At 68.7% G+C, this 17,309-nt stretch carries 18 protein-coding genes and 1 pseudogene; 13 read left to right on the forward strand and 6 right to left on the reverse strand.

The annotated features are described in order from the left end of the window. The 4 genes and pseudogenes from tldD to AC52GN_RS02175 all read right to left on the reverse strand — a co-directional run. The gene (gene tldD, locus AC52GN_RS02160) at positions 1-1,431 is read right to left on the reverse strand and encodes a metalloprotease TldD (protein WP_496528027.1); all 1,431 of its coding nucleotides are present in this window, start codon (positions 1,429-1,431) and stop codon (positions 1-3) included. A gap of 107 nt (positions 1,432-1,538) precedes the next feature. Further along, the gene (locus AC52GN_RS02165; protein ID WP_496528028.1) at positions 1,539-2,318 is read right to left on the reverse strand and encodes a GIN domain-containing protein; all 780 of its coding nucleotides are present in this window, start codon (positions 2,316-2,318) and stop codon (positions 1,539-1,541) included. Positions 2,319-2,342: 24 nt separating this feature from the next. Further along, entirely contained in the window at positions 2,343-2,909 is a 567-nt protein-coding gene (locus tag AC52GN_RS02170; RefSeq protein ID WP_291779624.1) for a DUF1700 domain-containing protein, read from the reverse strand. 116 nt (positions 2,910-3,025) lie between these two features. Further along, a pseudogene (locus tag AC52GN_RS02175) lies at positions 3,026-3,337 on the reverse strand (PadR family transcriptional regulator); the annotation flags it as partial. 264 nt (positions 3,338-3,601) lie between these two features. Between AC52GN_RS02175 and coxB the strand changes: the two are divergent. The 11 genes from coxB to AC52GN_RS02230 all read left to right on the forward strand — a co-directional run bounded on the left by coxB (position 3,602) and on the right by AC52GN_RS02230 (position 13,793). Continuing rightward, positions 3,602-4,561 carry a cytochrome c oxidase subunit II gene (gene coxB, locus AC52GN_RS02180; protein WP_346484775.1) on the forward strand — a complete coding sequence of 320 codons (960 nt, stop codon included), beginning with the start codon at positions 3,602-3,604 and terminating at the stop codon, positions 4,559-4,561. 23 nt (positions 4,562-4,584) lie between these two features. After that, entirely contained in the window at positions 4,585-6,231 is a 1,647-nt protein-coding gene (gene ctaD / locus AC52GN_RS02185; RefSeq protein WP_291779629.1) for a cytochrome c oxidase subunit I, read from the forward strand. A 65-nt stretch (positions 6,232-6,296) separates the two neighbouring features. Beyond that, positions 6,297-7,274, forward strand: a complete 978-nt coding sequence (cyoE, locus tag AC52GN_RS02190; RefSeq protein ID WP_312220017.1) for a heme o synthase — start codon at positions 6,297-6,299, stop codon at positions 7,272-7,274. A gap of 5 nt (positions 7,275-7,279) precedes the next feature. Further along, the gene (locus AC52GN_RS02195; RefSeq protein WP_346484773.1) at positions 7,280-7,534 is read left to right on the forward strand and encodes a cytochrome c oxidase system small membrane protein; all 255 of its coding nucleotides are present in this window, start codon (positions 7,280-7,282) and stop codon (positions 7,532-7,534) included. Between the two features lie 5 nt (positions 7,535-7,539). Beyond that, positions 7,540-8,115 (forward strand): cytochrome c oxidase assembly protein, encoded by a 576-nt coding sequence (locus tag AC52GN_RS02200; RefSeq protein WP_291779638.1) that lies wholly within the window; start codon positions 7,540-7,542, stop codon positions 8,113-8,115. Positions 8,116-8,157: 42 nt separating this feature from the next. Continuing rightward, a complete protein-coding gene (locus tag AC52GN_RS02205; RefSeq protein ID WP_291779643.1) occupies positions 8,158-9,036 on the forward strand; it encodes a cytochrome c oxidase subunit 3 in 879 nt (292 codons plus the stop codon). A 92-nt stretch (positions 9,037-9,128) separates the two neighbouring features. Further along, complete coding sequence (locus AC52GN_RS02210; protein WP_291779646.1) at positions 9,129-9,458, forward strand: DUF983 domain-containing protein; 330 nt, start codon at positions 9,129-9,131, stop codon at positions 9,456-9,458. After that, entirely contained in the window at positions 9,458-10,186 is a 729-nt protein-coding gene (locus AC52GN_RS02215) for an SURF1 family protein (RefSeq protein WP_496528029.1), read from the forward strand. Before AC52GN_RS02210 ends, AC52GN_RS02215 begins: the two co-directional genes overlap by 1 nt. 55 nt (positions 10,187-10,241) lie before the next feature. Continuing rightward, positions 10,242-11,456: a M16 family metallopeptidase gene (locus AC52GN_RS02220; RefSeq protein ID WP_496528837.1), complete on the forward strand. Its 1,215-nt coding sequence runs from the start codon at positions 10,242-10,244 to the stop codon at positions 11,454-11,456. A gap of 46 nt (positions 11,457-11,502) precedes the next feature. Further along, positions 11,503-12,123 carry a GNAT family N-acetyltransferase gene (locus tag AC52GN_RS02225; RefSeq protein ID WP_343828586.1) on the forward strand — a complete coding sequence of 207 codons (621 nt, stop codon included), beginning with the start codon at positions 11,503-11,505 and terminating at the stop codon, positions 12,121-12,123. Continuing rightward, positions 12,120-13,793, forward strand: coding sequence for a putative bifunctional diguanylate cyclase/phosphodiesterase (locus tag AC52GN_RS02230; protein WP_496528030.1), 1,674 nt, complete (start codon positions 12,120-12,122; stop codon positions 13,791-13,793). The genes AC52GN_RS02225 and AC52GN_RS02230 overlap by 4 nt, the downstream gene beginning before the upstream one ends. A gap of 7 nt (positions 13,794-13,800) precedes the next feature. Here AC52GN_RS02230 and AC52GN_RS02235 read toward each other — a convergent pair whose 3' ends face one another. Beyond that, complete coding sequence (locus AC52GN_RS02235; RefSeq protein WP_452112111.1) at positions 13,801-14,370, reverse strand: YqgE/AlgH family protein; 570 nt, start codon at positions 14,368-14,370, stop codon at positions 13,801-13,803. Positions 14,371-14,505: 135 nt separating this feature from the next. On the opposite strand from AC52GN_RS02235, the gene AC52GN_RS02240 reads away from it, so the two are divergent. Both AC52GN_RS02240 and AC52GN_RS02245 read left to right on the forward strand, forming a co-directional pair. Beyond that, positions 14,506-14,994 carry a peroxiredoxin gene (locus tag AC52GN_RS02240; RefSeq protein ID WP_291779660.1) on the forward strand — a complete coding sequence of 163 codons (489 nt, stop codon included), beginning with the start codon at positions 14,506-14,508 and terminating at the stop codon, positions 14,992-14,994. Positions 14,995-15,038: 44 nt separating this feature from the next. Continuing rightward, positions 15,039-15,461, forward strand: a complete 423-nt coding sequence (locus AC52GN_RS02245; protein WP_496528031.1) for a very short patch repair endonuclease — start codon at positions 15,039-15,041, stop codon at positions 15,459-15,461. On the opposite strand, the gene AC52GN_RS02250 is transcribed toward AC52GN_RS02245, so the two are convergent. After that, on the reverse strand, positions 15,458-17,296 hold the full coding sequence (locus AC52GN_RS02250; RefSeq protein ID WP_496528032.1) for an ATP-binding protein: 1,839 nt from the start codon (positions 17,294-17,296) through the stop codon (positions 15,458-15,460). The two genes, AC52GN_RS02245 and AC52GN_RS02250, sit on opposite strands and share 4 nt — an antisense overlap. Positions 17,297-17,309: the final 13 nt, after the last annotated feature.

Here is a 17,309-nt window from a genome sequence, read left to right on the forward strand (position 1 = left end):
CTAGACCGCCGTGCCGCCGACCGTCAGACCGCCGATCTTGAGGCTGGGTTGGCCGATGCCGACGGGGACGCCCTGACCGGCCTTGCCGCAGGTGCCGACGCCGGGGTCGAAGGCGAAGTCGTCGCCGATCATCTGGATCTGGGTCAGGGCCGTGGCCCCGTCGCCGATCAGGGTGGCGCCGCGCACGGGGGCGGTGATCTTGCCGTCCTCGATCAGATAGGCCTCGGTGCACTGGAAGACGAACTTGCCGTTGGTGATGTCCACCTGACCGCCGCCGAAGTTGGCGGCGTAGAGGCCGCGCCTGGTCGAGGCGATCATCTCGGCCTGCGAATCCTTGCCGCCTTCCATGAAGGTGTTGGTCATGCGCGGCATGGGCGTGTGGGCGAAGGACTGGCGGCGGCCGTTGCCGGTGGCCCTGGCCCCCAGCTGACGCGCCGACAGCCGGTCGTGCATCAGACCGACCATGATGCCGTCCTCGATCAGCACGGTGCGCGAGGTCGGGGTGCCTTCGTCGTCGAACGACAGCGAGCCGCGACGCCCAGCGATGGAGCCGTCGTCCACGACCGTCACGCCCGGCGCGGCCACGCGCTTGCCCATCATGCCGGTGAAGACCGACGAGCCCTTGCGGTGGAAGTCGCCTTCGAAGCCGTGGCCGACCGCTTCGTGAAGGAGGACGCCGGGCCAGCCCGCGCCCAACACCACGTCCATCTCGCCCGCCGGGCAGTCGACGGCCTCCAGATTGACCAGGGCCTGGCGCAGGGCCTCGTCCACCTGGGCCTGCCAGCGTTCGGGGGCGACCCATTGTTCAAAGCCCGCGCGGCCGCCGGCGCCGGACGAGGCGCTTTCGCGCTTGCCGTCTTTCTCGACGGTGACGGAGACGTTCAGCCGGACCAGAGGGCGCAGGTCGCTGAGCAGCCGCCCGTCCCCGCGCAGGATGTCGATGGCGCGGCGCTCGCCGACCAGTGAGGCCGAGACCTGCACCACACGCGGATCGCGGGCGCGGGCCCAGGCGTCGATCTCGGCCAGCAGGGCGATCTTGTCCGAGAAGGCCGGGGCCAGAAGCGGATCGACTGGATCATAGAGGCGCTGGTTGGTGTCGCGCGGCGCCTCGGCGGCGGTTCCGTCATAGCCGCGCTTGGCCAGGGCGGCGCTGTCGGCGGCGCGGCGGATGGCGGCGGCGGAGATTTCATTGGCGTGGGCGTAACCGGCCGTCTCGCCCGCCACGACGCGCAGGCCAAAACCTTCAACAGCATCGTAGGAGGCGCCCTTCAGCCGCCCGTCGTCGAAGACCAGGGATTCGCTCTCTGTCTTTTCGAGGAACAGCTCCCCGTCGTCGGCGCCCGACAGCGCGGTATGCAGGATCGACAGGGCCTCGTCCGGGGCTACGCCCGCGGCGTCGAGGATGGGGGAGGGGGAGGCGACGGTGCTCATGGACGCTAGATAGGGGTTGCGGGGGCCGCCGTCACGGCCCGCAAAAGCAATCGGCCCCTCTCGTCGTGCGAAAGGGGCCGATCCGGCGTTCAGTTGGTCGGCGTGGATCAGTCCTGTGACACCTCGCCCGAGCCGCTGACCGACTGGCGCAGTTCGGCGGGGCGGCGGGTCAGGCGGACCTCGCCGCTGCCCGAGACGTCGACCTCGGCCTTGCCGCTGGGGCCGACGCGGACGTCGCCCGAGCCGCTGACGCGCACCTTGGCGTCATCGACGATCAGTTCGTCCATGCGGGCGTCTCCGGCGCCGGAGACGTCGACCGTCACGGTCTCGGCGCGGCCCTGGACCCGCACGTCGGACGAGCCGGTCAGCGTCAGGTCCAGCGACGGCTGGTCGTAGCCGCGGATCTTCAGCTCGGTCGGACCCGACAGATCGAAGGCCTTCACCGAGGGGGCCTTGATGATGATCTTCAGGGCGTCCGTCTCGCTCCAGCCGCGAATGCCGGTGCGCGTCCAGCGGACATAGCTGCGGTCGCCCCGCGGGGCCTCGTCCAGCGTCAGGCGGCCGTTGGAGAAGCGCACCCGATCAACCACGCTCTGGGCGCCCGAGACGGTGATGCCTGGCGTCTCAGCATGCTGGTCGTAGACGACGTCGGCGGGGATGTTGATCGCCAGGCGCTCGTCGCCCGTCCATTCGATGGTGCGCGTGGCGTCGGGTGAAACCTGACCGCGCTCGACGGTGAAGCCGTTGTCGCCGGCCTCGTCGTCGGTGATGACCCAGGTCCAGTCGTGGCGGGCCAGGTCGCGGCCCCCCACGGCGAAGGCGCCGCCGATGCCGACGATGGCCAGGATGAGCCCTGCGCCGGAGATGATGAGCAGATTGCGGATCATGACTGTGTTCTCCTCTCTCTGGCTTTAGGCCTGGGGTTCCAGGGCGGGCTTGATGACGCGGTAATGCAGGCGGGCGTACCAGACGGTGGCGTCGATCAGCCACTTGGTCAGCAGGGCCATGGTCCCGATCATGAAGATGCCCATGCCCATCAGGCCGACGCCCAGAAGCGCGGCGGCCAGCGCCCCGCCCGGCAGGCCCATGAAGGCGCCCGCCACCATGACGAAGCCGCCGGCGATGAAGACGCCGACCCCGCCCAGCAGCAGAGACAGAACCGTGCCGAAGACGGGCAGGGCGATGGGCAGGAGGATCAGGATGTCGATCGCGCCCAGGCCCAGGATGCCGAACACGGCCCCGGCGGCGGATGAGGCTGACGGCTCCTGACGCCAGCGCTGGGCGCCGGCCTCGGCCTTCAGTTCGCGGGCGAGGCGATCGGGATCGCCCAGGGCCTCGGCCACCTCGGCCTCGCTGCGCCCGGCGGCGGCGCCGTCGGCGAAGTGGGCTTCATAGTCGGCCACGATCTCATTGGCGGTCGTTGCGGGCAGGCCCACCAGGCCGCGGCGCAGGCGCGCCAGGAATTCCGCGCGGTTCATTGGTCCTCTCCCCTGTCAGCGTGGGCGGTCGATTCGGTCTTGGCGCTCTGATCGAGCAGGGCGGGCGTTTCGGCCGGGGCTTCGGCGACAATGACGCTTTCGTCGTCATCGCCTGCTATCAGGGCCTCGACGGCGCGGGCGAACGCCCGCCACTCGCCGGTCTGGCCGTCCAGGGCGCGGCGGCCCGCGGCGGTCAGGCGATAGTATTTGCGCGACGGGCCGCTGGATGATTCGACCAGATAGGTCTCGACCAGGCCGTCGGTCTGCATCCGCCGCATCAGCGGATAGATGGTGCCTTCCCCCATGCCGATGGCGTCGGACAGGCGGCTGGCGATCTCATAGGCGTAGCTGTCTCGCCGGGCGAGCAGGGCCAGGACGCATAATCCCAGCACGCCTTTCTTCAGTTGGATGTCGATGGTGTCGGGCATGAAATCCCTCTCGGTCGTCCCTCGTTCGGGTATCCAAGGGGTATCGCAAGGTATCTTGCCGTGCAAGGTAGCTATCGAAACATGACAGCGATTTAATCGACCGCATTTTGTCGAGACGGCGCCATAGGTGCGCTTGATCGCTTGGCAAGGGCGATCCGAGCCGATAAGGACCGGCCCATGACACGCCGAGGTCCTCTGGGCCCGGCGACGCTTGCGAATTGCTCGCAAACGTCTGCTGCTGAACGGTTTATGAGGACTTCTCGAATGGGGATGGGCATGCGAGCCATGGCGCGGTTGGGAGGCGGTATCGCCGCGACCGCCCTTGCCGCCATTTTCGCCGCGCCGGCGATGGCGCAGGATGTGTTGGGTCAGCCGACGCCGGCAGGCCTGGGCCTGCAGACGGCCGGCGCGCCGCTGGCGCATGAGGCCCACTTCTTCCACAACATCGTGCTGATGCCGGTCATCACCGCGATCTGCGTCCTGGTGCTGGCGCTGCTGGTGTGGATCGCGATCCGCTACAACAAGCGCGCCAACCCGACCCCGGCCAAGTGGAGCCACAACACGGTCATCGAAGTGATCTGGACCGTGGTGCCGGTGCTGATCCTGGTCGGCATCTCTCTGTTCTCCTTCCGCCTGCTGTTCGCCTACCATGACTATCCGGATGCGGACGTCACGGTGAAGATCACCGGCAACCAGTGGAACTGGGGTTATGAGTATCCGGACCAGGGCGTGGCTGAGTACATCTCGAACATGCTGCCGGAAGACAAGGCTCCGGCGCACCTGTACCGCCTGGCCGCCGACGAGCCGATGGTGGTGCCGGTCGGCGAGAACGTCCGCCTGCTGATCACCGCTTCGGACGTGATTCACGCCGTGGCCGTGCCGGCCTTCGCCATCAAGGTGGACGCCGTTCCGGGCCGCGTGAACGAGACCTGGTTCCGCGCCGAGAAGGAAGGCGAATACTACGGTCAGTGCTCCGAGCTGTGCGGCGTCGACCACGCCTTCATGCCGATCCACGTCAAGGTGGTGAGCAAGGACGCCTTCGCCGCTTGGGTCGCCTCCAAGGGCGGCTCCATGACCAAGGCCGCCGACGAAGCCGCCGCCGCCGCCGCGCCTGCCGTCGCCGAAGCGCCCGCCGCTCCGGCTGCTGACGCCGCCGCCCCGACCGACGCCGCGCCTGCGGCCCCCGCAACCGCCGCCGCGCCCGCCGCGCCGGCTGCTCAGTAAGAGAGACGCGAGAGCCCAGATCCATGGCCACCGCTGCACTTCACGATTCACACGACCATAAGCCGGGCTTCTTCACCCGCTGGTTCCTGTCGACCAACCACAAGGACATCGGGATTCTGTACCTGGTGTTCGCCATCTTCACCGGCCTCGTCGGCGGCGCCCTGTCGGGCCTGATCCGCTGGGAGCTGGCCGAGCCGGGCATTCAGCTGTTCAAGGAAGGTACGATCATCCAGTACCTGGGTCTCGTTGAGGCCTCCAAGCACGGCTACAACGCCACGGTCACGGCGCACGCCCTGATCATGGTGTTCTTCGTCGTCATGCCGGCGACGATGGGCGGCTTCGGCAACTACTTCATCCCGATCATGATCGGGGCGCCGGACATGGCCTTCCCGCGCCTGAACAACATCTCGTTCTGGCTGATCTTCTTCGCCTTCGTGCTGCTGGTGCTGTCGATGTTCGTCGACGGCGGGCCGGGCCGCGGCTTCGGCGGGGGGTGGACCTCCTATCCGCCGCTGTCGACCATGGGCCATACGGGGCCGTCGTTCGACCTGGCGATCTTCTCGCTGCACGTCGCGGGCGCTTCGTCGATCCTGGGCGCGATCAACTTCATCACCACCATCTTCAACATGCGCGCGCCGGGCATGACCCTGCACCGCATGCCGCTGTTCGCCTGGGGCGTGCTGATCACGGCCTTCCTGCTGCTGCTGTCGCTGCCGGTCCTGGCGGGCGCCATCACCATGCTGCTGACCGACCGTAACTTCGGCACGTCGTTCTTCGACCCGGCCGGCGGCGGAGACCCGGTGATGTACCAGCACCTGTTCTGGTTCTTCGGCCACCCCGAAGTGTACATCATGATCCTGCCGGGCTTCGGCATGATCTCGCACATTGTCTCGACCTTCTCGAAGAAGCCGATCTTCGGCTACCTCGCCATGGCCTACGCCATGGTCGCCATCGGCTTCATCGGCTTCATCGTGTGGGCGCACCACATGTACACGGTCGGCATGAGCGTGAACCTGCGCGCCTACTTCGTGGCCGCGACCATGATCATCGCCGTGCCCACGGGCGTGAAGATCTTCAGCTGGATCGCCACCATGTGGGGCGGCTCCATCACCTTCAAGGCGCCCATGCTGTGGGCGATGGGCTTCATCTTCCTGTTCACCGTCGGCGGCGTGACCGGCGTGGTCCTGTCCAACGCCGGCATCGACTACAGCCTGCACGACACCTACTACGTCGTGGCGCACTTCCACTACGTGCTGTCGCTGGGCGCCATCTTCTCGATCTTCGCGGCCTTCTACTACTGGTACGAGAAGATGTTCGGGGTGAAGTACAACGAGTTCCTGGCCCAGGCGCACTTCTGGATCATGTTCATCGGCGTGAACCTGGTGTTCTTCCCGCAGCACTTCCTGGGCCTGCAGGGCATGCCGCGTCGCTACATCGACTACCCGGAAGCCTTCACCTACTGGAACCACGTCTCGTCGGTTGGCTACCTCATCACCATCATCGGCGTCGCCGTCTTCCTGGTGATGCTGCTGGAGTCGGCCATCCGTCGCCGCAAGGCCGAGGCCAATCCTTGGGGCGAAGGCGCCACCACCCTGGAGTGGACCCTTTCCTCGCCGCCGCCGCACCACCAGTTCAACGAACTGCCGGTGGTCAAGGCGGACAACCACTGATCCGTATCGGATAGACCCGGAGAGGCCGCCCTTTCGAAACCGGAAGGGCGGCCTTCGCGCTTTATATGACCATGACCGAACGCCCCGCCCGCGAGACCCCCCTCGTCACCACGTCCCAGCCGGAAGACTTCTTCCAACTGCTGAAGCCGCGCGTCATGTCGCTGGTGGTGTTCACGGCGGTGACGGGCCTGGTCGTGGCGCCGGGGCAGCTGAGCTGGGTCAACGCCATCGTCGCCGTCCTGTGCATCGCCATCGGGGCCGGAGCGGCCGGCGCTCTCAACATGGCCGTCGAGGGCGAGACCGACGCCCTGATGCGCCGTACGCGCGGTCGACCGGTCGCCGCCGGCCGCGTGCGCAAGAACGACGCCCTGGCCTTCGGCATGGTGCTGTCGGTCTTCTCGGTCATGCTGCTGGGCATGACGACCAACTGGCTGGCGGGCGGGCTTCTGGCCCTGACCATCGTCTATTACGCGTGGCTCTACACCCTGGTGCTCAAGCGCCGCACGCCTCAGAATATCGTCATCGGCGGCGCGGCGGGCGCCCTCCCGCCGGTGATCGGCTGGGCTGCGGTGACGGGCGACGCGCCCTGGCAGGCCTGGCTGCTGTTTCTGATCATCTTCATGTGGACGCCGCCCCACACCTGGGCCCTGACGCTCTATTCGGCCGGCGACTACGCCAAGGCGGGCATTCCGATGATGCCGGTGGCGCGCGGGGCCAAGTCCACGCGTCTGCAGATCCTGCTCTACAGCCTGGTCTTCGTGCCTGTGGCGATCGCGCCGGCCTTCACCGGCCTGGGCGGGCCGATCTATCTGGTGGTGTCGGCGGTCGGGGGGCTGGGCTTCCTGGCCCTGGCTTTCCGCCTGTGGCGCTCGCGCGCGGGCGACCAGCCAGACAAGGCCGAGGCCGTGGGGCGAGAGGCCGCATTGTATGACGTTCGGGTCGAGGCCAAACCGGCTCGCAACCTGTTCGCCTTTTCGATCTTGTACCTGATGGCGTTGTTCTCGGCCCTGTTGGTCGAGCATCTGTCGGGCGTCGGAGTCTGAATCCCATGTCCAAACCAGAGTTCCTGAAGCTGAACGATGAACAGGTCCGTGCGCGCAAGCGTCGCAACGTGGCCATCGCTCTGGGCCTGCTGGCCTTCATCGCCCTGGTCTACACCGTGACGGTGTCGCGCATGCACGCCAACAACCAGGCGCGGCATGAAGCCGAGGCGGCGGCCCTGGCCACGCTGGAGAGGGCCGACCCGGCTCTGCCGGCGCCGGTCCAGCCGGACGCCCCCGCGCCTGTAACCCAGGAGCCTTGAGGGCTGTGAAGAACAAGAATTCGGTCGCGCTTCTGTGCGCGGCTCTGGTGATTCTGATGACGGGCGCGGCCTTCGCCGCCGTGCCGCTGTACCGGCTGTTCTGCCAGGTCACCGGCTTTGACGGCACGGTGAAGAAGGCCGAGGCCGCGCCGACGGCGGTTCTGGACCAGGAAGTCCTGATCCGGTTCGACACCAACGTCCGCGACCTGCCGATGAAGTTCCGCGCGGAGCAGACCAGCCAGAAGGTTCGCATCGGCGAAACGGGCATGGCCTATTTCGAGGTGACCAACACCTCGGACCAGCCGATCCACGCCACGGCCGCCTATAATGTGGTGCCCGAGCGGGCCGGACCCTATTTCCAGAAGCTGCAATGCTTCTGCTTCGAGGGGCAGGAGATCGCGCCGGGCGCGACGGTTTCCTTCCCGGTGCAGTATTTCGTGGCGCCCGAAATGGCGACCGACGCCGAGGTCAAGGGGGTGCGCCAGATCACCCTCAGCTACACCTTCTTTCCAACCAAAGGCTTTCAGCAGGCCGTTGCGAACGACTCTGCTGTTGGCAAAGCCGGAGAGCGGGGGCTATAGCCCTCTTCAAACGACTCTCGCCTTAATTCAGAGACCTTGGGAATGGCTGACGCTCACGCGAAACCGCAACACGACTACCATCTGGTAGACCCCAGCCCGTGGCCGCTGGTCGGCTCCATGTCGGCCTGCATCATGTTCATCGGGGCTGTGGTGTGGATGAAGGGCCTGTTCGGCCTGGAAGCCGGCACCAAGTGGCTGTTCTTCGCCGGCCTGGCCGGCGTCCTGTTCACCATGTTCTCGTGGTGGTCGGACGTGGTGAAGGAAAGCCGCAAGGGCGACCACACCCCGGTCGTGGGCATCGGCCTGCGCTACGGCATGGTGCTGTTCATCGCGTCGGAGGTGATGTTCTTCGTCTCCTTCTTCTGGATGTTCTTCGACATGGCGATCTTCAACGAAGCGCGCACGATCATCCCGGAAGTCGGCAACTGGGCGGACACCGCCGCCGCCTGGCAGACCTGGCCGCCCAAGGGCGTCGAACTGCTGGACCCGTGGAGCCTGCCGCTCATGAACACGGTCATCCTGCTGCTGTCGGGCACGACCCTGACCTGGGCGCACCACGCCCTGATCTCGGGCGACCGCAAGGGCGCCAAGCTGGGCCTGCTGATCACCGTCCTGCTGGGCGTCCTGTTCACCGCGGTTCAGGCCTACGAGTATTACCACATCCTGCACGGCCACCTGTTCTTTAGCGAGGAAGCGGCCCAGGCCAAGCTGTACGGCTCCATCTTCTTCATGACGACGGGCTTCCACGGCTTCCACGTCCTGATCGGCACCATCTTCCTGGCGGTCTGCCTGCTGCGCCTCTACGCCGGCCAGATGACGCCGCAGAAGCACTTCGGTCTCGAAGCCGCCGCCTGGTACTGGCACTTCGTCGACGTGGTGTGGCTGTTCCTCTTCGTCTTCATGTACGTCGTCTTCGGTTGATCGAACCCGACGGACAAGTCGAGCTTTCGTCGGCGCGGGGCCCCAAGCCCCGCGCCGATTTGCTTGTCTGGCCCGCCGTGCGCGCAGGGCTCATGGGACGCTGCCCGGCCTGCGGGCGGGGGCCGCTGTTCGAGGGCTTCCTGAAACGCCGCTCGACTTGCGAAGTCTGCGGCTATGATCTGGGGGCGGTCGAGACCGGCGATGGGGCGGCGACCTTCATCATGCAGATCGCCGGCTTCCTGGTGGGCTTCTCGGCCCTGGCCGTCGAGATCGCCTGGAGCCCGCCGATCTGGCTGCACCTGATCATCTGGCTGCCTCTGGTCGCGGTTCTGGCCGTGGCCTTGATGCGGCCCGGCAAAGGGCTGATGACCGCCCTTCAGATGCTGCGTCAGCGCGGCGCCGATTCACACCGAGAGACCTGATGACCGTCGCCGCCCGGCCTCGCTTTCCCATCATCCTGACGGCGGTCGCCGTCCTGCTGCTCGGCGTCCTGCTGGCTCTGGGCGTGTGGCAGGTGCAGCGGCTGCAGTGGAAGCTGGACCTGATCGACAAGGCTGAGGCCGCTGCGGAGCAGGCGCCCATCGCCCTGACCGACGCCCTGGCGCTGGAGGATCCCGAGTTCCGCCAGGTGGTCGTGACCTGCCGGGGCCTGAACGCGGCGCCCTTCGTCGAGCTTCAGACCATCGAGGACGGCGACGCCGGGGTGCGGCTGATCTCGGCCTGTCCGGTCGAGGGCCGGGGGACCGTGCTGGTCGATCGCGGCTTCCTGCCGGCGGATATCGCCGAGCGTCCCGCCGTGCGCGCAGACGCCGCGGCCATGCCGGTCGTGATCGCAGGCGTGGTGCGCCAGGCGCCCGGCCCCAACGCCCTGACGCCGCCCCCGTCGGGCAAGATCTTCTACGGCCGCGACCGGGCGGCCATGGCTGAGGCTCTGGGCGTGACGGAGGCCGTCTCGCCCTACACCGTCTATGCGACCACCTCGGCCAACCCGGAGCTGACGGGGTTGCGGCCGGTGGCGCCGCCCGCCGCCTTCAGCAACAACCACCTGGGCTACGCCCTGACCTGGTTCGGCCTGGCGATCGTGCTGGTCGTCTTCTACGCGGCCCTGCTGCTGCGCCGCTATCGTCCCATGCCTGCCAAGGACCGCTGACCTGACTGCTCGCCTTCACACCCTGTCCAACGGCGTGCGCGTCGTGTGCGACCCCATGCCCGGCCTGCGCACCATCGCCGTGACCGTGGCCGTCAACGGCGGCGCCCGCATGGAGGACGAAGTCCATTCCGGCTGGTCGCACCTGCTGGAGCACCTGGTCTTCAAGGGCGCGGGCGACATGGGCGCGCGCGAGATCGTCGAGCGCATCGAGGCCGAGGGCGGCTCGATCAACGCCGCGACCGGCTATGAGCGCACCAGCTTCGACGTGCGCGCGCTGAAGGGCAGCCTGCCGCTGGCCATGCAGGTGTTGTCCGACCTGGTGTTTCGCCCGACCCTGTCGCCCGAGGAGATCGAGCGCGAGAAGGACGTGGTGGCTCAGGAGATCGCCGAGGCCTTCGACACTCCCGACGATCATGTGTTCGAGATGGCCCAGACCCAGGCCTTCGCCGGCCAGGCCCTGGGGCGGCCGATCCTGGGTTCGGTCCCCAGCCTGGCCCCCGCCGACCGGGCGGCCGTCGCCGACTGGCGCGCCCGTCTCTACTCGCCCGACCGCATGGTGGTGGCGGTTTCCGGCGCGGTCGATGAGGCCGAGTTGCTGACCCTGGCCGAAGCCTGGTTCGGCCAGGCGGCGTCGGCGCCGGGCGAAACGACGGCGCCGGCCGTCTTCACGGGCGGCGAGGCGCGGCTGGCGCGCAAGATCGAACAGGCCAATCTGGTGTTCCAGCTTCCCAGCCTGGGGGTGAGCGATCCGCGCCAGCCCGCCGTGCGCCTGTTCACCGAAATCCTGGGCGGGGGCATGGCCTCGCGCCTGTTCCAGAGCGCGCGCGAGGATCGGGGTCTGGCCTACGCCATCGACGCCTATCACGAGACCTATGACGATCTGGGCCTGTTGGGCGTCTACGCCGGAGCGGCGGCCGAGCGCTCGCTGGAGCTGGCCGAGCTGTGCGCCGCCGAGATCCTCGACCTGGCCGAAAGGGGGCCGACGGACGCCGAGCTGGCGCGGGCCAAGGCGGTGCTGAACGCCAGCCTGTGGATGGCCGACGAAAGCCCGGCCAGCCGCTCGGGACGTCTGGCGGGGCAGACCCTGGCGTTCGGCGCACCCATGTCGTCCGAGGACAGCGCCGCCCGTATCGAAGCCCAGACGGCCGACGACCTGCGCGTCGTGGGCCGGCTCATGGCGGCGCCGGGGCTGTCGGCGACGGCGGTGCTGGGGCCCCGGGCGGCGGGCGGGGCGGGGCGCGCCTTCCGTCAGCGGATGGCGGCGGGCTGATCGCGGCCTGCTGACGCCGAGATCGCTTCGCGCTATCGTTTGACCCATGGCCCTGTTCGACTGGATGGCCGAGGCGACCGGACCGGTCCTGAACGGGCAGGGGGTGGTGCTGCGCCCGCCGCGTCCCTCCGACTACGTGGCCTGGGCCTCCCTGCGCGAGGAATCGCGCGACTATCTGCAGCCGTGGGAGCCGGCCTGGGCCGAGGACGACCTGACCCGCGCCGCCTTTCGTCGCCGCCTGGGCGTCTATGCGCGAGAGATGGAGCAGGGGACGGCCTGGCCGTTGTTCGTCTTCGATCCGGCGGACGAGGCCCTGCTGGGCGCCATCACCCTGTCCAACATCCGGCGCGGCGTGGCCGAGACCGGGACCCTGGGTTACTGGATCGGCCGCCCCTATGCGGGGCGGGGCGTCGGCACGGCGGCGGTCCGGGCCATGCTGGCTCACGCCTTTGGAAGCCTGGGACTGCATCGGGTCGAGGCGGCCTGCGTGCCGACCAACCATGCTTCGCACCGTGTGCTGGAAAAGGCGGGCTTTCGTCAGGAAGGCGTCGCCCGGGCTTATTTGAAAATTAACGGCCGTTGGGCAGACCATTTGCTGTTCGGCGTCCTCCAGGAGGAGTTCGACGCCAGAGTCGCCCATTCCGTCAGAGTATCGGACCCGTCTTGAGCACACGATCCAGAGCCCTGACGTGGGACCCCACCACGGCGATCGAAGCCCTTGCGGCGGCGGACGCCGCCCTGTGGATATGGACGCCCGCCGAGGATCAGATCCGCTTCACCGGGGCCACCCGGCCGCTCGGCCTGGGACCGTTGGCGCCGCAATGCTCGGGCGCGGCCTTCACCGCCCTGGCCCTGCCGCAGGACCGGGCTCTGGCGGATCGTCTGCTCAAGCCGCAGGCCGAAGGGACGGAGATCGCCGTGCGCTTGCGGATGCGCGGCTGCGAGACCTGCCTGTGGCGCGGCGTCTGGCTGGAGGACGGCTTGCGCGCGGCGGGCATCGTCGCCCTGGAGACCAAGTTCGCGGGCGCCGACCGGGACACGCTGACGGGGTTGCTGGATCGACGCACCTTCCTGGTGCGCGTGGCCGAGACGCTGGGGACGGCGGGCGACTATGAAATGGTGGTGGCCGATCTGGATCGGCTGCGTCGTCTCAACGAAGCCCTGGGCCATGAGCGCGCCGATCTGGTGCTGTCGGCCCTGGGGTCGCGCCTGTCGGCGGCCTTTTCCGAGGACTGCATCCCGGCCCGCATCGGCGAGGACGAGTTCGCCGTCCTGGTACGGCGCGGCGGCAGCGGCGCCAGCGGCAGCGAACGGCTGCGCGAGGCGCTCGAACAGCCCCTGCGGCTGGCGGGTTTCGACATCTATCCCACCCTGTCGATCGGCGCCGTGACGGCCGAGGGCGGACCGGACGCGCCGGACGCCGCCGAACTGCTGCGCCGGGTCGAACTGGCGGTCGAACAGGCCAAACAGGCCGGACGCGGCGGGGCGGCGGCCTATGGTCGGGCGCTGGAGAGCGACAGCCTGTCTCGTCTGGCGCTGGAGGCGGACCTGCGAAACGCCTTCGTGCGGGGCGAGATCGAGCCCTTCTACCAGCCGATCGTCAACCTGGGCACGGGCGCGGTGGCGGGCTTCGAGGCCCTGGCCCGGTGGCGTCATCCCCGGCGCGGCCTGGTGCCGCCGGACGAGTTCCTGACCCTGGCCGATGAAATGGGCCTGATGAACGAGCTCGGCCTGCTGATGATGACCCAGGCGGCGCGTCAGCTGACCGAGTGGCTGCAGCGCCATCCCGGCGCCGGGCGGCTGTTCTGCAGCGTCAACCTGTCGGTGGGCGAGATCGAGCGCGCCCATCTGGTCGAGGACGTGGCCCGCATCATCAAGGAAGCCGGCCTGCCGCGCGGCGCCCTGAAGCTGGAAGTCACCGAGGGCGACATCATGCGCGACACCGCGCGCGCCGCCGAGGTGCTGAAGGCCCTGCGCGAGGCGGGGGCCAGCCTGGCGCTGGACGACTTCGGCACGGGCTTCTCGTCCCTGTCCTACCTGGCCAAGCTGCCGTTCGACACGCTGAAGATCGACCGCTATTTCGTGCTGACGATGGACAAGGACGAGGGCTCGGCCAAGATCGTCAAATCGGTCGTCAACCTGGGGCGCGACCTGGCGCTGGAGGTGGTGGCCGAAGGGGTGGAGAACGCGGTCCTGGCCAAGCTGCTGCTCGACGACGGTTGCCACTACGGCCAGGGCTTCGGCTATGCGCCGGCCCTGCCCGCCCAGGAGGCGGAGGTCTATCTGAACGAGTCCCTCGCCGACGGCGCCGCGCCGATCAAGGCGCGCTCGGTCTAGGCCGCCGTCAGGCCCGGCCGCTCTGGCTGGACAGGCGGGCGGCGTCGACGCCGAGGGCGGCCAGGGCGCGGCTCCATTTGGTGTCGTAGTCGGCGTCAAAGATCAGGGCCGGGTCGGCGTCCGTCGTCAGCCAGATGTTCTCGTTCAGCTCTTCCTCGAGCTGCCCCTCGCCCCAGCCGGCGTAGCCCAGCAGCAGGATGGAGCGGCTAGGTCCGTCCTCGGCGTCGGCCATGGCGGTCAGGGCGTCGCGTGTGCCGGTCAGGGCCAGGCCGTCGCCGAAGGTCAGGCTGGCGTCCTCGCTGGTCCAGTCGTCCGTGTGCAGGACGAAGCCGCGCTCGCGCTCGACCGGGCCGCCGATCAGCACTGAACGGTCGCCCGCGGCGTCGTCGATCGGCGTGTCCAGCTTTTCAAGGACCTCGGCCAGGGACACGCCCGGCGCGGGCTGGTCCAGGCGCAGGCCCAGGGCGTGTTCATCGTCGTGGGCGCAGATCAGGATGACGGCGTGGCGGAAGCGATCGTCGTCGATACCCGGCATCGCCACCAGAAGACGCCCGGTCAGGGAGGAGAAGGCGGTCATGCCTCTATCATCGGGGCGGACGATGGCGGGCGCAAGCCATTCTCAGGGCCCGGCGCGCTTGGCGATCTCCTTACGGGTCTCTATCTGACTCCCATCGTCCTGGATCGTCCGGGCCGAACTCCCGGAGACCCCGACATGACCATCCAGATCGGCGACCGCATTCCCGACGCCACCCTGACGACCATGACGCCCGACGGCCCCAAGCCAGTCACGACGGCCGAGCTGTTCGGCGGCAAGACGGTCGCCCTGTTCGCCGTGCCGGGCGCCTTCACCCCGACCTGTTCGGCGCGCCACCTGCCGGGCTATGTCGACCATCGCGCCGATCTGGCGGGCAAGGGCGTGGACACCGTCGCCTGCGTCTCGGTCAACGACGCCTTCGTCATGGGCGCCTGGGCCAAGGACAATGAACTGAACGGCGCCGACGACATCGTCATGCTGGCCGACGGCAACGGCGACTTCACCCGCGCCGTGGGCCTGTCGCTGGACGCCAAGGGCTTCGGCATGGGCGAGCGCTCGCAGCGCTATTCCATGCTGGTCAAGGACGGCGTGGTCGACCAGCTCAACATCGAGCAGGGCGGCGAGTTCAAGGTCTCCTCGGCCGAGCACCTGCTGGCCCAGCTGTGATGAGGGGCGTCGCCCGGACGGCGGCCCGAGCGGCGGGTTGAGCCATGGGCGACGTCTTCACCCCGGAGAAACGCAGCGCCGTCATGCGGCGGGTGAAGGGGCGCGACACCGCGCCCGAACTGAAGGTCCGGCGCCTGCTGCGGGGTGCTGGGATCGGCTATCGGCTGGGCGGCTGCGGCCTGCCCGGCCGACCCGATGTGGTGATGAAGGGGCGACGCGTCGCGCTGTTCGTCCACGGCTGTTTCTGGCACGGCCATGACTGCCCGCGCGGCGCGCGCCAGCCCCGTTCCAACGCCGACTACTGGCTGGCAAAGATCGATCGCAACCGGGCGCGCGACGGCCGCGTCGCCGCCGAGCTGGCGGCGGCGGGTTGGCGGGTGCTGACCCTGTGGGAGTGCGAGCAGAAGAGGCCGGAGTGGGGCGAGCGGCTGCTGGCTGAGGTGCGGGGCGAAGCCGACGCCGGTTAGGCCACGGCCTGGGCGCCGACTTCAGCGTCGCCGGCGGGGTCCAGGACTTCGCTCAGGGCGGTGAGCAGCACCGCCGGCGTCAGCGGCTTGGCCACGAAATGGTTCATGCCGGCCTCCAGACAGGCGGCGATGTCCTCGGGAGAGGTGTCGGCGGTCACGGCGATGACCGGGGCGTCGGCGTTCGGTCCGCCGCCCGCGCGCAGGCGGCGCGTCGTCTCGCGACCGTCCAGTTCGGGCATCCGCACATCCATGAAGATGACGTCGAAGACGTCGGCGTCACAGGCCTTGAGGGCGGCCATGCCGTCCTCGGCCATGGTCAGTTCGCAGTCGAGGGCCTGCAGGATCACCTGAACGGCGCGGCGGTTGATGGCGTGGTCGTCCACCACCAGAACCCGCAGCGGGCGTTCGGCGTCGGGGTCCGGCTCGGCTGGGGCGGCGGCGAGGGGCGTTTCCGTCTCTTCGCGCGGCGCAGACGGAGCGTCCATTGGGAGCGGCCGCCGGGTCGGCGTCGCGGCGGACGGGGCGCCGGTCAGAGGAGGGGCGGCGAGGAAGGCGGCGACTTCACCGTCTTCTTCGCCTTCCGACAGGGTGAGGGCGACGGTGAAGGTCGACCCCTGGCCCGCCTCGCTGCGGACCGTCAGCCGACCTCCCATCAGTTCGATCAGGTCGCGGCTGATCGCCAGGCCCAGGCCTGAGCCGCCGTAGCGGGCGGCCACGCCGTCGGCGGTCTGGTCGAAGGGGGTGAAGAGGCGCTCCAACTGGCTGGTCGTCATGCCTGGCCCCGTATCGGCCACGTCGATCAGCAGGACATGGCGCCCGGCCTCGTCCCGCCAGGCGCACAGTCGGACGGTGACGGCGCCGGAGTCGGTGAACTTCACCGCGTTGGAGATCAGGTTGTTGAGCACCTGGCGCAGGCGCATGGCGTCGCCCTGGACGATGCGAGGCATGTAGCGCGAACCGTCGAGACGCAGGCGCAGGCCCTTGGCGCGGACGGGACCCTGCCACAGACGGAAGGTGTGGTTGAGCAGGTCGCGCAGATCGAACCCGCGCGTCTCGACCTTGAGGCGGCCGGCGTCGAGGCGGGCGTGATCGAGCAGGTCGTCCAGCAGCTCCTTCATCATCAGACCGGCGTCCTCGATCATGGCCGTCTGCTGGCGGGTCGAGGAGGAGGACGCAGCGACGCGGCTCAACTCATGCGCGCCGGTCAGGATGGCGCCGATCGGGGTGCGCAGATCGTGGGCCACGGCGGCCAGAAGGGCGCTGCGTCCCGCCATGATGCTTTCGGCCTCGCGGCGCTTGTCGTCCGCCTCCTTGAGGGCGCGGGCTTCGGCCGCGCCCGCCGCGTAGAGGCGGCTGCGCGTGGTCAGGCAGAAGAAGACGAAGGCCAGAACCCCGACGGCCACCGGCAGGATGAAGCGTCCCTCGACGTTTGACTGGGCCATGAAGAACGGCGTCAGCGCCAGCACCGCCACCTGGGGCGTGACGGTCCAGATAAAGACCCGCAGATTGCCGGCCGAGGCGATGACCGAATTGATCGCGCCCGCCGCCAGCAGGGTGGTGGCGACCACGCCGCCGGGCAGCCCGCCCATGGTCCACAGGGGGATGGCGATGCTGGCGTAGACGCCGGCGTTGGCCGTCAGGGCCAGGTCGCCCAGGGCGCCGCGCCAGCCCTTGAGCGCCATCGCCTGACCGCGCGTCACCGATGCGAATGCGGCGGCCTCGGCCAGTTGCAGCAGCAGATAGACAGCCAGCCAGACGAGGCAGAGCGACAGGCCGAGGATGGGGCTGAACAACAGGGCGCAGGCCAGACCCACGACGAGTCGTTGGGGCAGCATCTTGTGCCGCTGT

Source organism: Brevundimonas sp. SS2672, from assembly GCF_059579685.1.